The sequence below is a fragment of the Cellulomonas sp. Root137 genome, from assembly GCF_001426725.1.
Lineage (GTDB): Bacteria > Actinomycetota > Actinomycetes > Actinomycetales > Cellulomonadaceae > Cellulomonas.
The window spans coordinates 2354699-2368392 of sequence record NZ_LMFG01000001.1; the positions used below are offsets into that span (position 1 = coordinate 2354699).

Sequence of the window (13694 nt, forward strand, 5' to 3'; positions counted from 1 at the left end):
CTAGTGTGACTGACGGCCTACCGGCCGATGTGACGACGGAGGGACGACGGACATGACGCGACACACCTGGAGGGCAGCGGTGACGGCCTGTGCGGCCGGTGTGCTCCTCGCCGGACCGCTGGCGGTCGGATCGACTGCCGCACCATCCGACCCCGGATCCACGAGCCCGCAGGAGCTCGGCATCCAGCAGAAGGTCGACCCCGCGATCCAGAAGGCGCTCGAGCGCGACCTCGGGCTCAGCCCGTCCGCCGCCGCCAAGCGGCTCACGTTCCAGGCGGACGCCGCCGGGAAGCAGCGCGTCCTCAAGGCGCGACTGGGCGCCACGTTCGCCGGCGCCTGGATCGACCCGACGAAGAACGTCCTGTACGTCGGTGTCGCCGACGGAGGCGCCGCCTCGACCGTGCAGGCGGCCGGCGCGCAGGCCGTCGTCGTCGACCACACGCTCGCCGACCTCGAGCAGTGGCAGGCCTCGCTCGACGCGACGACCGCCGAGGCCGCCGCGGCCGTGCCGAGCTGGTACGTCGACGTCACGACCAACTCGGTCGTCGTGTCGGTGCGCGCCGGCGGGGAGACCGCGGCGCGCCAGCTCGTCGAGCGCGCGGGGGTGCCGGCGGACTCGGTGACGTTCCAGCCGACCACCGAGGCACCGAGGACCTTCATCGACATCGTCGGCGGCAACGCCTACACGATCGGTGGGACGAGCCGCTGCTCGGTCGGCTTCTCCGTCACCGGCGGGTTCGTCTCCGCGGGCCACTGCGGTCGGACGGGGGCGACGACGGCGACGCCGACCGGCACGTTCCGGGGCTCCAGCTTCCCGGGCAACGACTACTCGTGGATCGGCGCCGCAGCCGGCAACACACCGATCGGTGCGGTCAACCAGTACAACGGCAGCCGAGTCTCCGTCGCCGGGTCCACCGACGCGGCGGTCGGCGCCTCCGTCTGCCGGTCGGGATCGACCACCGGCTGGCACTGCGGGACGATCCAGTCGCGCGGCGCGAGCGTGACCTACGCCGAGGGCACGGTCAGCGGGCTCATCCGCACCAACGTGTGCGCCGAGCCCGGCGACTCCGGCGGCTCCCTCATCGCCGGCAACCAGGCGCAGGGCGTGACGTCCGGCGGGTCCGGGAACTGCTCGTCCGGCGGCACCACGTACTTCCAGCCGGTGAACGAGATCCTGTCCGCCTACGGGCTCACGCTGACCACCGGGGGAGGTGGCACCACCCCGCCCCCGACGACGTCGTGCTCCGGCTACGCGGCCAGCTACCAGGGCACCCTCTCCTCCGGCTCGGCCGTGGCCCAGCCCTCGGGTGGCTCGGTGAGCGTGACGCGCAGCGGCACCTTCCGGCTGTGCCTCGCCGGTCCGAGCAGCGCGGACTTCGACCTCTACCTGCAGAAGCGGAGCGGGACCGCGTGGTCGACGGTCGCCCGGGGGACGACGTCGTCGCCCAACGAGGCGTTCACCTACTCCGGCACGGCCGGCACCTACCGGTACGTCGTCGACGCGTACTCCGGTTCCGGCGCGTACGTCCTGGGGGTCTCGATCCCCTGACGTCGTCGAGCACCCTGGCCGGCGGTCACCCTGACAGGGTGGCCGCCGGGCCACGTTCCGTCGTCGACAGCCCGGTGCCACCTAAGGTGCTGGTCATGAGCGGCGACGGCGGGACGGGCGACGACGCCACGGAGGTACCGGCGACGTTGCGGACCGCGCTGGTGCAGGTGGCCGCCGACGTGCTGGGGACGACGGAGCCCGTCGAGGTCCCCCCGTCGCTGCGCGCCGTCCACCGGTTCGCCCCACGCCGGCGAGCGACCGCAGGCGCGGGGCCGCTCTGGAACGCCCTGCAGGACGACGCGTACCGGGCGCGGGTGGCGCGCGTGTGGGCGCAGGCCAACCCCGAGCTGGCCGCCCAGGTGGCCGCGGACGCCCCGGAGCCGCCGACGCCGTCGGTGCAGGCCGCGGTCGGGGCCTGGCTCCTCGGGTCGGGCTGGCGCGAGGTGCTCCCGCCGGAGGAGGCGGAGGTCGGCGCCGTGAGCGCGGAGGCGCAGGCCCGGCTCGCGCGTGCGCAGGCTGAGGTCGAGCGGGTCCGGGCGGACGCCACGGCAGCGCGGGACGAGGCGCGTGCCGCCGAGGAGCAGCTCGGCGCTCTGCAGCGCGAGCTGCGACGGCTGCGGTCGGACGCCGACCGCGCGCGCAGCGAGGAGCGCCGTGCGGCCGAGGAGGCACGCGCGTCGCGCGACGCGGGCGAGCTCGCGCAGGCACGTGCCGCGGACGACCTCCGGCAGGCGGTCGAGGAGCGACGGTCGGCGCAGGCCGAGCGCACGGCCGCACGTGCGGAGCTGCGGGCGGCCCGCAAGCTCGCCGACGTGCGCGTGCGCCTGCTCCTCGACACGATCGTCGACGCCGCGAGCGGGCTGCGGTCCGAGCTGGCGCTGCCGCCGGTCGCGGACCTGCCGGCCGACCTGGTCAGTCCGCCCACGGAGCGCACCGTGGTGCGGCCGGGCTCGCGCGGGCGGTCGGTGGAGGACCCGGCGTTGCTGGACGAGCTGCTGCGTCAGCCGTGGGCGCACCTGATGGTGGACGGGTACAACGTGTCGAAGTCCGGGTTCGGGGAGCTGTCGCTCGCGGACCAGAGGCGTCGGCTGGTGGACGGGCTCGCCCAGGTCGCCGCGCGGACCGGCGCCGAGGTCACGTGCTGCTTCGACGGTCAGGAGGGGCAGCAGCACCCGCCGGGCGGCTACGCGCGTGGCGTCCGGGTGCTCTTCGCGGTGGGGGAGATCGCCGACGACCTGATCCGACGCCTCGTGCACGCCGAGCCGCCGGGACGGGTGCTCGTCGTCGTGACCAGCGACCAGGAGGTCGTGCGCGACGTCGAGGCCGCCGGAGCGTGGGTGGTGCCGTCCAGCACGCTTGTCGCGCGCCTGCAGCGCCTCTGACGGCTGGTGTCGGTGGTCGTCGCTAGCGTCCCCGGCATGATCATCGACTGCGACACCTGCACCGAGCGCGGGGCCGCGTGCGCGGACTGCGTCGTGACGTTCCTGACCATCCCGGTGCGCACCACGGCGCCCGAGGCGGTGCCCGCCGCGAACGCCGCAGGGGCGGTCGAGCTCGATGCCGCGGAGCAGCACGCCATCGGCGTGCTCGCGGCGTCGGGACTCGTCCCGCCCCTGCGGCTGGTGCGCGCGGTGTGAGCCGTCAGTCTCCCGCCGGGCCCTCGTAGAGCGCGTCGATCTCGCCTGCGTAGTCCTTGAGCACCTCGTTGCGACGGATGCTCAGCTTCGGCGTCAGGTAGCCGTTGGCGATGGTGAGGTCCGACTCGAGGATCCGGTACTTGCGCACCGACTCCGCCCGGGACACCGCCTTGTTCGCCTTCTCGACCGCCTTGTCCAGCGACGCCAGGACGTCCGCGTCCTTGGCGGCCTCGGCGAGCGTCATGGCCGGCTTGCCGTGCGCGGACAGCCAGCCGGGGACGCCCTCGGGGTCGAGGGTGATGAGCGCACCAATGAAGGGGCGCTGGTCACCGACCACGACCACCTGGCTGATGAGCGGGTGCGCACGGATGCGGTCCTCGAGCACCGCGGGGGCCACGTTCTTGCCGCCGGCCGTGACGATGATCTCCTTCTTGCGACCGGTGATCCGCAGGTAGCCCTCGTCGTCCAGCGAGCCCAGGTCGCCGGTGCGGAACCAGCCGTCGTGCATGGCCTCCGCGGTCGCGGCCTCGTTGTTGTGGTAGCCCCGGAACACCTGGATGCCCTGCAGCTCGACCTCGCCGTCCGCGGCGATGCGGACGCCGCTGCCCGGCAGGGGGAGGCCGACGGTGCCGATCTTGGTGCCCCGGCCCGGCCGGTTCACCGTCGCGGGGGCGGTGGTCTCGGTCAGGCCGTAGCCCTCGAGCACGTTCAGGCCGAGGCCACGGTAGAAGTGGCCGAGCCGCTCGCCGAGCGGGGCACCGCCCGAGACGGCCCACCGCGCGTTGCCGCCCAGCGCGTTGCGCAGACGGTGCAGGACGAGCACGTCCGCGACCTTGTGCTGGAGGCGCAGCCACAGGCTCGGGCCGCGCGGGTTGTCGAGCGCGCGCGAGTAGACGATCGACGTCTTCGCGGCCCGCTGGAAGATCGATCCCTTGCCGCCCGCGGCGGCCTTTTGCTCGGCCGAGTTGTAGACCTTCTCGAACACCCGGGGGACCGCGAGGATGAAGGTCGGCTTGAACGAGCCGAGGTCGTCGATCAGGGTCACCGTGCTCGGGCTGTGGCCCAGGACGGCGCCGGCGGGGATGCAGAGCACCTCGATGAACCGGGCGAACACGTGCGCGAGCGGCATGAAGAGCAGCGTGCGCGCGCCGGGCTCGGCGAAGACCTCGTTGATGTCCTCGACCGCGTTGACGGTGAGCAGGTAGAAGTTGCCGTGCGTGAGCTCGACGCCCTTCGGCCGGCCCGTCGTGCCCGACGTGTAGATTATGGTGGCGAGGTCGTCGAGGACCGCGAGGCCACGGCGACGGGTGATCTCGTCGTCGGTCGTGCTCGCGCCGCTGGTCACGATGGTGTCGATCGCGCCGTCGTCGAGGATCAGGACCTCGCGCAGGGTGTGCGCCTCGGCGCGGACCTCGTCGACGACCGCGGCGTGCGCGGCGGTCTCGACCACGAGCAGCGAGACGTCGGCGTCGGTGAGGATCCACAGGACCTGCTCGGCCGACGACGTCTCGTACAGGGGGACCGGCACCGCGCCCGCGGCCCAGACGGCCCAGTCGATCAGCGACCACTCGTACCGCGTGCGCGACATGATGCCGACGCGGTCGCCGGGCTGCACGCCGCGCGCCACGAGACCCTTGGCCACCGCGACGATCTCCGCGTCGAACTCCCGCGAGGTCAGCGGGATCCACGGCCCGCCCTCGTGCGTCTTGTGCTCGACGAGGACGCCGTCGGGCGTGCTCGCGACGCGCGCGGCGAGCAGGTCGTTGAGGTTCTTCGAGGGATCGACCTCGACGCGCAAAGGGATGTGGAACTCGTCCATGCTGGCTCCAGTGACAGAGGGGCGAAGTGTGGCCCTGAGGATACGGGACTTCGGTCGCCCTGTGGGCAGCAGCCGAATGGGTACGCTCTGCGGCGGGCCTGGTCGCGGGGTCGTCCGGGCACGTGGGCCGGGGGCCGCGCAGGCGGATAGCGTGGAAGCCCGCACCGCACGGTAGCGAGCACGGTACGAGCGCGTAGGAGCACACACGAACATGCACGCCATCGGTGTGGACATCGGCGGGACCAAGATCGCGGCGGGTGTCGTCGACGACGACGGCACGATCCTCGCGCAGACGCGCCGGGAGACGTCGCCCGACGACGTCGCGGGGATCGACAAGGCGATCGCCGAGGTCTACCTCGAGCTGAGCGGCTCCTACGAGGTCAGCGCCATGGGCGTCGCCGCAGCCGGGTTCGTCTCGGCCGACCGGTCGTCCGTCCTGTTCGCCCCGAACATCGCGTGGCGCGACTACCCGCTGCGACAGAAGGTCCAGGCGATCCTGCAGGACGACGACGTGCTGGTCGTCGTGGAGAACGACGCCAACGCGGCCGGCTGGGCCGAGTTCCGGTTCGGTGCGGGCCGCGACGTCGACGACATGCTGATGCTCACCGTCGGCACCGGCCTCGGCGGCGCCATCGTGTCCAACGGCCAGCTCGTGCGCGGGGCGTGGGGTGTCGCCGCGGAGATCGGGCACATGCGCGTGGTGCCCGGTGGCCACTACTGCGGCTGCGGCCACGAGGGCTGCTGGGAGCAGTACGCCTCGGGCAGCGCGCTGGTGCGCGACGCGCAGGCCACCGTGATCATCGAGCCCGACCGTGCGAAGCGGCTCCTGGAGCTGGCCGGCGGCGACGTCGAGAAGCTCAACGGGCCGCAGGTCACGCAGGCCGCGCAGGAGGGCGACCCCCTGGCTGTCGAGCTGCTCGCGGAGCTCGGACGCTGGGTGGGCGAGGGCGCGGCGTCGGCGACGGCGCTGCTCGACCCGGCGCTGATCGTCGTCGGCGGAGGAGTGGCGGACGCGGGAGACCTGCTCCTCGCTCCCGCCCGCAAGGGCTTCGCGGAGCAGCTGTCCGGGCGCGGGCACCGGCCCGAGGCGAAGATCGTCGTCGCGTCGATGGGCAACGACGCGGGGATGGTCGGCGCGGCCGACCTCGCACGCCTCTGAGGACCGGTGCGTCCCGGTCAGACCACCGCACCGGTGTCGTCGTCGCCCGGGTCACGACGGTGCGGCATCCGCCACAGGAGCACGCCGACCCCCACGACGAAGAGGGCGGCCGCCGCCTGCACGAGCGCGGGCGGTGCGTCGCGCCACGCCACCAGGACCACCAGCAGGAAGACCGGCACGCCCGCGGCGGCGAACCAGGCCATCGTGAGCAGCGGGTCACCCCCGAGGACCGGCCCGGGATCGGGCGGCACGAAGTGCTCCTCGGCGTCGACGGCGCTCTCGGCGTCGTCGATCTGCGAGGTCCCGTCCCAGTCGCGCCCGGACAGCTCCGGCTCTCGCGTCGGCTCCTGGGCGGGCCGCACGACGCGTCGGTCGGCCACCCAGGGTGCGACCGGGAACGAGAGGCCCGTGGCGGGCTCGGCGGTCGTCCCGCTCGGCGGGGCCGTCGGAGCAGCGGGGGGATCCTGGGCCTCGTCGAACCCGTCGAGCTCACCGAGGTCGGCCACGATCGCGGCCCACACCTCCTCGTCCGACAGCGGCGGCGGTGCGGCATGATCGGGCGGCCCGTCGGGCGGGCCGGCAGGCAGACCGGCGGCCGGCGGTTCGTCGGCGCCCGTCGGCTGGACCCCCTCGTCGGGGTCGTCGGGGCGAGGTGCCATAGGAGCACTCTAGAGTCGGACCGGGCAGTCGGGGTGGCAGGTGCTCGGCCCCGGGCTTCCGCAGGGAGTCGTCGGGGGCGAGCGCAGGGCTCGGGTGGGCGGTCAGTCCGTGAGTCGGGTCGAGAGGTGAACCGTTGTTCTACTGGTTGATGAAGCGGGTCTTCGTCGGACCGCTGCTGCACCTGGTCTACCGGCCGTGGGTGCGTGGCGCCGAGAACGTCCCCGAGGAGGGTGCCGCGATCCTGGCGAGCAACCACCTCGCGGTGATCGACTCGTTCTTCCTGCCGCTGGTCCTCGACCGTGAGCTCGTGTTCATCGGCAAGCAGGAGTACTTCACCGGCTCGGGGATCAAGGGGCGGCTCACCGCCGGCTTCATGCGCGGCGTCGGCACGATCCCCGTGGACCGCGGGGGCGGCAAGGCGAGCGAGGCGGCCCTGCGCACCGGGCTGCGACGCCTGAACGACGGCGACCTGTTCGGCATCTACCCCGAGGGCACCCGCAGCCCCGACGGCCGGCTGTACCGCGGGAAGACCGGGATCGCGCGCCTCGCGCTGGAGTCCGGCGCGCCCGTGATCCCGGTCGCGATGGTCGGCACCGACGAGGCGCAGCCCGCCGGTCGCCGGATCCCGAAGGTCATGCGCATCGGCACGGTCATCGGCGAGCCCCTCGACTTCAGCCGCTACCAGGGCATGGAGAACGACCGGTTCATCCTGCGCTCGGTGACCGACGAGATCATGTACGCGATCATGAGCCTGTCCGGGCAGGAGTACGTGGACGTCTACGCGGCCACCCAGAAGGCGCGCATCGCCACGGGCCACCCGGCCGTCGCGGGCGACGCCGCCGACCACCTGCCGGCCGCGCCCGGAGGACGTCCCGTACCGGACGTCCAGGTGCCGGTCCCCCCGCAGGACGAGTCCGGGACGTCAGTAGGATGACGCGGTCGGCCTGAGCGCCGGCACCGTGGGCGCGCCCGACAGATCGGGTGCGTCGAAGGCAGTTTCTACGAGAGGTGTGTCTCATGTCGGTTCGTCGCGTCGCCCTCCTGACCGCAGGTGGCTTCGCTCCGTGCCTGTCGTCCGCCGTCGGCGGGCTCATCGAGCGGTACACGGAGATCGCTCCCGACATCGAGATCATCGCGTACCAGCACGGCTACTACGGCCTCCTGCGCGGCGACAAGATCGTCGTCGACGCGGAGACGCGAGCCAAGGCCGGGATCCTGCACAAGTTCGGTGGCTCGCCCATCGGCAACTCGCGCGTCAAGCTCACCAACGCCAAGGACTGCGTCAAGCGCGGACTCGTGCAGGAGGGCCAGGACCCGCTGCAGGTGGCCGCCGAGCAGCTCAAGGCTGACGGTGTCGACGTGCTGCACACCATCGGGGGCGACGACACCAACACGACGGCTGCCGACCTCGCTGCGTACCTGCACGAGAACGGCTACGACCTGACCGTCGTCGGCCTGCCCAAGACGATCGACAACGACGTGGTGCCCATCAAGCAGTCGCTGGGCGCCTGGACCGCCGCCGAGGAGGCCGCCGGGTTCGCCGCGAACATCATCGGCGAGCACCGCTCCGGCCCGCGCATGCTCATCGTCCACGAGGTCATGGGCCGGCACTGCGGGTGGCTCACCGCCGCCGCGGCCGCCGAGTACCGCAAGTGGCTCGACACGCAGGAGTGGGTCCCGGGGATCGGCCTGACGCGCGAGCGCTGGGACATCCACGCCGTCTTCGTGCCCGAGCTCGCGCTCGACATCGACGCCGAGGCCGCGCGCCTCAAGGCGATCATGGACGAGCAGGGGAACGTCAACATCTTCCTGTCCGAGGGCGCCGGCATGCACGAGATCGTCGAGCAGCTCGAGGCCGCCGGCACGCCCGTGGAGCGCGACCCGTTCGGTCACGTCAAGCTCGACACCGTGAACCCGGGCCAGTGGTTCGCCAAGCAGTTCGGCGAGAAGCTGGGCGCCGAGAAGACGATGGTGCAGAAGTCCGGGTACTACTCGCGCGCCGCGGCGGCGAACGCCGAGGACCTGCGCCTCATCAAGTCGATGACCGACCTGGCCGTGGAGTCCGCCCTGCGCGGCGAGTCCGGCGTCATCGGTCACGACGAGGAGCAGGGCGACGTGCTGCGCGCCATCGAGTTCCCGCGCATCGCGGGCGGCAAGGCGTTCGACGTGTCGCAGCCCTGGTTCGGTGCGCTGCTGCAGGACATCGGACAGTCCCTGGTCCCGGCGAGTCACTCATGAGTGTCGAGCCGGACCCGCAGGTCGTCGCGGGGCTCGACGCCTGGCGGTCGATGGGCGCGCTCCAGCAGCCGCAGTGGCCGGACGCGACCGCCCTCGGCGCGGTGACGGCTCGGCTGTCGACGCTCCCGCCGCTCGTGTTCGCGGGCGAGGCCGACCACCTGCGCGCGCAGCTGGCGGCCGCCGGGCGCGGCGAGGCGTTCCTGCTCCAGGGCGGTGACTGCGCGGAGACGTTCAGCACGGCGACGGCGGACAACATCCGCAACAAGATCAAGACGATCCTGCAGATGGCCGTCGTGCTCACGTACGGCGCCAGCCTGCCCGTCATCAAGATGGGCCGGATGGCCGGGCAGTACGCCAAGCCCCGCAGCTCCGAGACGGAGACCCGCGACGGCGTGACGCTCCCCGCGTTCCGTGGCGACATCATCAACGACTACGAGTTCACCACCGAGGCCCGCACGCCGGACCCGCAGCGGCTGCTCGAGGCGTACCACACGTCCGCCTCGACGCTGAACCTCATCCGGGCGTTCACCACCGGCGGCTTCGCGTCCCTGCTGCGCGTGCACGAGTGGAACCGCGGCTTCATGGCCAACCCGTCGTACTCGCGCTACGAGGAGATCGCGGCGGAGATCGACCGGGCCATCCGGTTCATGGCGGCCTGCGGTGCCGACTTCGACGCGCTCCGGTCCGTCGACTTCTTCTCCAGCCACGAGGGCCTGCTGCTCGACTACGAGCGCCCCCTGACGCGCATCGACTCGCGGACCGGGCTCCCGTACGACTGCTCGGCGCACTTCGTGTGGATCGGTGAGCGGACCCGCCAGCTCGGCGGCGCCCACGTGGACTACTTCTCGCGCGTGCAGAACCCGCTGGGCATCAAGCTGGGCCCGACGACCACCGGCGACGACGCCCTGGCGCTCATCGACAAGCTGAACCCGCAGGGGGAGGCCGGCCGCATCACGTTCATCACCCGCATGGGCGCCGGCAAGGTCCGTGACCTGCTGCCCGCGCTGGTCGAGAAGGTGACCGCCGACGGTCGCCCCGTGACGTGGGTCTGCGACCCCATGCACGGCAACGGGATCACGTCGGCGTCCGGTTACAAGACGCGCCGGTTCTCCGACGTCATGGACGAGGTCGCCGGCTTCTTCGAGGTGCACCGCGGCCTCGGCACCGTGCCCGGCGGCCTGCACATCGAGCTCACGGGCGACGACGTCACCGAGGTGCTGGGCGGGTCCGAGGAGATCGACGACGAGGGCCTGGCGCGACGGTACGAGACGCTCGTCGACCCGCGCCTGAACCACCAGCAGTCGCTGGAGATGGCGTTCCAGGTCGTGGAGCTGCTCCGCGCGTCCTGAGCTGTTCGCCGAGCAGCCCGGTCCCGCCTCGTGCGGCGCCGGGCTGCGTCGTGTCAGACGACGGTGAGGACGATCTCCGTGCCGACCTTCACGGGCTGACCGGCGGGTGCGCTCTGGTCGCGGACCGTCCCGAAGAAGCCGCCGAGCACGTTCTCGCGCTTCACCGTGAGGCCGAGCTTCTCGAGCTGGGCCTTGGCGGCGTCGAACTGCTTGCTCACGACGTTGGGCATCTCGACGTTCTCCGGGCCCTTGGAGACGTTGACCGCGATGGTGTCGCCCCGGTGGCCCTCGGCGCCTGCGGCGGGGCTCTGGTCGATGATCAGACCGGCGGCGACCGTGTCGCTGAACGCCTCGGTCGGGGCGAGCAGCAGGTTGTCGGACTGGAGCTCGGCGGTCGCGTCCGCGACGCTCATCCCGACCACGGACGTGATCGTGACCGGCGCGGGGCCGTCGGAGAGCGTGAGCATCACGGTCGTGCCCCGGACCGTCTGGGTGTCGGGCGCGGCCGGCGTGCCGTCGGGCAGGGTCGCGCTGATGACCTTGCCGAGTCCCACCGAGTCGCTGAACTCCGGCTCCGCATAGGTGGGCTCGAGGCCGGCGGTCCTGAGGGCGGCCTCGGCGCTCGCCTGCAGCTCGTTGAGGACGCCGGAGGGCACCAGGACGTAGTCGGGGCCCTTGGAGACGGTGAACGCGACCGTGCCGTCCTTGCGGATCCGGTCACCCTGGCCCGGGTCGGTCCGGAAGACCGTGTCGACGGGCGCCTCGGCGTCGAAGGCGGACGTCGGGTCGGCGCCGAGACCGGCTCGCGCCAGGATCGCGGTCGCCTCCTCGGCGTCCTGCCCGATGATCGTCGGGACGGTCGTGTAGGCGCCGGGGCCCTCCTGGAGGTACCACCAGGTGCCGCCGCCGATCAGTGCGGCGAGGACCGTGAGCAGGATGATCCAGCGGACCGGGTGACGCTTCCGGCTCGGCTCGGGCGGGCGGCCGGTGAGCAGCTCGGCAGCGACGCCGAGCCCGATGGGCAGCGCGACTGTGGTCCCGCGTGCGTCGTTCACCTCGATGAGGGTGGTCTCGTCCGAGTCGGAGTCCGACTCGTCGAGGCCCGGTGCGTCGGCGTCTGCGTCGTCGTCCGTCTCGGCATCCAGGTCGGTCTCGGCCGGGTCCGTCGCCGCGGGGAGCACGATTGACGGGCTGACGTCGGCGTGCCGGGCGAGTGTCTCCTCGTCCAGGGCGGCACGCGTGCGGCGCAGGAGGGTGAGGGCGGCGGCGGCGTCGACCGGGCGGTCGTCGGGGTCGCGTGAGGCGAGTGCGCGGACGGCGTCGTCGATCTCGATGGGCAGCCAGTCGACCAGCTCCGACGGCGCAGGGACGTCGTTGTTGACGTGCTGGAACGCCACCTGGATGGGCGTCTCGCCCGTGAAGGGCTGCCGTCCGGTGAGCATCTCGAAGAGCAGGATCCCGATCGCGTACACGTCGGTGCGCGCGTCGCTGACCCCGCGGGTGACCAGCTCCGGGGCGAGGTACGCGACCGTGCCGAGAACCGTCCCGGTGGTGGTCGAGGTGACCTCCGTGACGGCGCGCGCGAGGCCGAAGTCCGCCAGCTTCACGCGTCCGTCGGAGGCGAGCAGCACGTTCTCGGGCTTGATGTCGCGGTGCACCAGGCCGACGCGGTGGGCGGCGGCCAGCGCGTCGAGCACGCTCTCGCCGATCCGCAGCGCGTCGGCGACGGTCAGTGCGCCGCGCTCACCGATGTGCCGACGCAGGTTGCTGCCGTCGATGTACTCCATCGTCAGGTAGCTGGTCTCGCCGTCGACGCCCTGGTCGTAGACCCCGACGAGGCCGGGGTGCGTGAGACGGGCGGCGGTGCGGGCCTCGCGACGGAACCGGGCGACGAAGTCCGACCCCGACGTCCCCTCCGCCAGGTGGGCGTGCATCACCTTGAGCGCGACGTCGCGGTCGAGCCGCCGGTCGACGGCGAGGTAGACGGTCGCCATGCCCCCGCGAGCGATGCGGGACACGACCTCGTACCTGCTGTCGACCAGGCGGCCGACGAACGGATCGGTGATGGTGGCTCCCACGGCAGGGAGTCTACGGTCGCGAGTGCCGCCGGTGCGGCAGGCGCGACCTCAGCGGAAGCGCGTCATGTGCGTCTGGACGTTGGCGACGTAGCGCCGCGTGTCCGCGAACATCCCGTTCTTCTTCACCGACGCCGCACCCTGGTAGTAGCCGGCGATCGCCGTGGGGAGGTCGGGGGCGTTGCTGACGAGCGCGCGCAGGATGGCCACGCCCGCGGTGACGTTGTCGTCCGGGTTCACCAGGTTGAGCTGGCGCCCGACGAGGTCCGACGCCCACTGGCCGGACGTGGGGATCACCTGCATGGTCCCGATGGCGTTGGCGGGGGAGACCACCGCGTGCTTGAACCCGGACTCCTGGAACGCGACGGCCTGGGCGAGTGCCGGGTCGACACCCAGGGCACGGGCCGTCGCGGCGACCTTGGCCTGCATCTCGGCCTTCGAGGGCGTGCCCGAGCTGCGCAGGGTGGTGAGGTTCGCGTTCGCGGCGGCGACGACGGAGTCGGCGTAGGTGCGTCCGGCGAACGTGTTGCCCACCGCCGCGGGCGCGGGTGCGGCGGCCGGGACCGGGACGGTGAGGGTCTGCCCGATGCGGATCAGCGCGCGGGAGTCGAGGCCGTTGGCAGCGACGATCGCGGCGACGGTGGCGCCGTGCTTGGCGGCGATGGCGGTGACCGTCTCCCCGGACAGCACGGTGTGCGAGACGGATCCTGCCGCCTGGGCGGCGGCGGCCGGGGCGGGTGCGGCTGCTGCGGTGGACCCCGGGACCGTCAGCGTCTGGCCGACGCGGATGAAGGCGCGTGCGTCGAGCCCGTTCGCCGTCACGATCGCCTGCACGGAGGTCCCGAGCTTCGCGGCGATGTGGCTCACCGTGTCTCCCGACACGACCGTGTACGACCCTGCGGCCGGGGCTACGGCGGCGGGTGCGGGGGCCGCGGAAGTCGACGTCGGGATCGTCAGCACCTGCCCGATGCGGATGCGCGACACGTCTGCGAGGGCGTTGGCGCGGGCGATGGCCGCCACCGTGGTGCCGGTGCGGGTCGCGATGTGGCTGACGGTGTCCCCGGAGCGGACCGTGTAGGCGTCGTCGGCATGTGCGGCGCCCCCGGTCGCGGTCACGCCGACGACAGCCAGCGCGAGGGTCGCGCCGGTCCCGCTGGCGACTCGGCGGGCGGTGGCGTGGTGCGACATGGGGCCTACCTCATGGTGCG

General features: G+C 72.6%; 11 protein-coding genes. 7 read left to right on the forward strand and 4 right to left on the reverse strand.

Features of this window, described 5'->3' with window-relative positions; all coding sequences use genetic code 11:
* Positions 1 to 52 precede the first annotated feature (52 nt).
* The 3 genes from ASD18_RS11115 to ASD18_RS11125 all read left to right on the forward strand — a co-directional run bounded on the left by ASD18_RS11115 (position 53) and on the right by ASD18_RS11125 (position 3186).
* The gene (locus ASD18_RS11115) at positions 53 to 1549 is read left to right on the forward strand and encodes a S1 family peptidase (protein WP_056090631.1); all 1497 of its coding nucleotides are present in this window, start codon (positions 53 to 55) and stop codon (positions 1547 to 1549) included.
* Positions 1550 to 1644: 95 nt separating this feature from the next.
* Positions 1645 to 2931: an NYN domain-containing protein gene (locus ASD18_RS11120; protein WP_056092082.1), complete on the forward strand. Its 1287-nt coding sequence runs from the start codon at positions 1645 to 1647 to the stop codon at positions 2929 to 2931.
* 36 nt (positions 2932 to 2967) lie between these two features.
* A complete protein-coding gene (locus ASD18_RS11125) occupies positions 2968 to 3186 on the forward strand; it encodes a hypothetical protein (protein ID WP_056090634.1) in 219 nt (72 codons plus the stop codon).
* Positions 3187 to 3190: 4 nt separating this feature from the next.
* Here ASD18_RS11125 and ASD18_RS11130 read toward each other — a convergent pair whose 3' ends face one another.
* Positions 3191 to 5005: a long-chain fatty acid--CoA ligase gene (locus ASD18_RS11130; RefSeq protein WP_056090638.1), complete on the reverse strand. Its 1815-nt coding sequence runs from the start codon at positions 5003 to 5005 to the stop codon at positions 3191 to 3193.
* Between the two features lie 211 nt (positions 5006 to 5216).
* Here ASD18_RS11130 and ASD18_RS11135 point away from each other — a divergent pair, with 211 nt between their 5' ends.
* Entirely contained in the window at positions 5217 to 6164 is a 948-nt protein-coding gene (locus ASD18_RS11135; RefSeq protein ID WP_056090641.1) for an ROK family glucokinase, read from the forward strand.
* A 17-nt stretch (positions 6165 to 6181) separates the two neighbouring features.
* Here ASD18_RS11135 and ASD18_RS11140 read toward each other — a convergent pair whose 3' ends face one another.
* Complete coding sequence (locus ASD18_RS11140) at positions 6182 to 6823, reverse strand: hypothetical protein (protein WP_056090643.1); 642 nt, start codon at positions 6821 to 6823, stop codon at positions 6182 to 6184.
* 134 nt (positions 6824 to 6957) lie between these two features.
* Between ASD18_RS11140 and ASD18_RS11145 the strand changes: the two genes are divergently transcribed.
* From ASD18_RS11145 to ASD18_RS11155, 3 genes are all read left to right on the forward strand, one after another.
* Positions 6958 to 7758 (forward strand): 1-acyl-sn-glycerol-3-phosphate acyltransferase, encoded by an 801-nt coding sequence (locus ASD18_RS11145; protein WP_235522326.1) that lies wholly within the window; start codon positions 6958 to 6960, stop codon positions 7756 to 7758.
* An 83-nt stretch (positions 7759 to 7841) separates the two neighbouring features.
* On the forward strand, positions 7842 to 9062 hold the full coding sequence (locus ASD18_RS11150; RefSeq protein WP_056090649.1) for a pyrophosphate--fructose-6-phosphate 1-phosphotransferase: 1221 nt from the start codon (positions 7842 to 7844) through the stop codon (positions 9060 to 9062).
* Positions 9059 to 10411: a class II 3-deoxy-7-phosphoheptulonate synthase gene (locus tag ASD18_RS11155; protein WP_056090652.1), complete on the forward strand. Its 1353-nt coding sequence runs from the start codon at positions 9059 to 9061 to the stop codon at positions 10409 to 10411. The genes ASD18_RS11150 and ASD18_RS11155 overlap by 4 nt, the downstream gene beginning before the upstream one ends.
* Before the next feature lie 53 nt (positions 10412 to 10464).
* Here the strand turns inward: ASD18_RS11155 and pknB are convergent, their stop codons facing one another.
* Positions 10465 to 12489 carry a Stk1 family PASTA domain-containing Ser/Thr kinase gene (gene pknB / locus ASD18_RS11160; protein ID WP_056090656.1) on the reverse strand — a complete coding sequence of 675 codons (2025 nt, stop codon included), beginning with the start codon at positions 12487 to 12489 and terminating at the stop codon, positions 10465 to 10467.
* A 48-nt stretch (positions 12490 to 12537) separates the two neighbouring features.
* The gene (locus ASD18_RS11165; protein ID WP_056090658.1) at positions 12538 to 13674 is read right to left on the reverse strand and encodes a LysM peptidoglycan-binding domain-containing protein; all 1137 of its coding nucleotides are present in this window, start codon (positions 13672 to 13674) and stop codon (positions 12538 to 12540) included.
* Between the last annotated feature and the right edge of the window lie 20 nt (positions 13675 to 13694).

Coding starts and splice junctions, on each gene's coding strand:
- ASD18_RS11115 (WP_056090631.1), top strand. CDS start 53: ATGACGCGACACACCTGGAGGGCAGCGGTGACGGCCTGTGCGGCCGGT.
- ASD18_RS11120 (WP_056092082.1), top strand. CDS start 1,645: ATGAGCGGCGACGGCGGGACGGGCGACGACGCCACGGAGGTACCGGCG.
- ASD18_RS11125 (WP_056090634.1), top strand. CDS start 2,968: ATGATCATCGACTGCGACACCTGCACCGAGCGCGGGGCCGCGTGCGCG.
- ASD18_RS11130 (WP_056090638.1), bottom strand. CDS start 5,005: ATGGACGAGTTCCACATCCCTTTGCGCGTCGAGGTCGATCCCTCGAAG.
- ASD18_RS11135 (WP_056090641.1), top strand. CDS start 5,217: ATGCACGCCATCGGTGTGGACATCGGCGGGACCAAGATCGCGGCGGGT.
- ASD18_RS11140 (WP_056090643.1), bottom strand. CDS start 6,823: ATGGCACCTCGCCCCGACGACCCCGACGAGGGGGTCCAGCCGACGGGC.
- ASD18_RS11150 (WP_056090649.1), top strand. CDS start 7,842: ATGTCGGTTCGTCGCGTCGCCCTCCTGACCGCAGGTGGCTTCGCTCCG.
- ASD18_RS11155 (WP_056090652.1), top strand. CDS start 9,059: ATGAGTGTCGAGCCGGACCCGCAGGTCGTCGCGGGGCTCGACGCCTGG.
- ASD18_RS11165 (WP_056090658.1), bottom strand. CDS start 13,674: ATGTCGCACCACGCCACCGCCCGCCGAGTCGCCAGCGGGACCGGCGCG.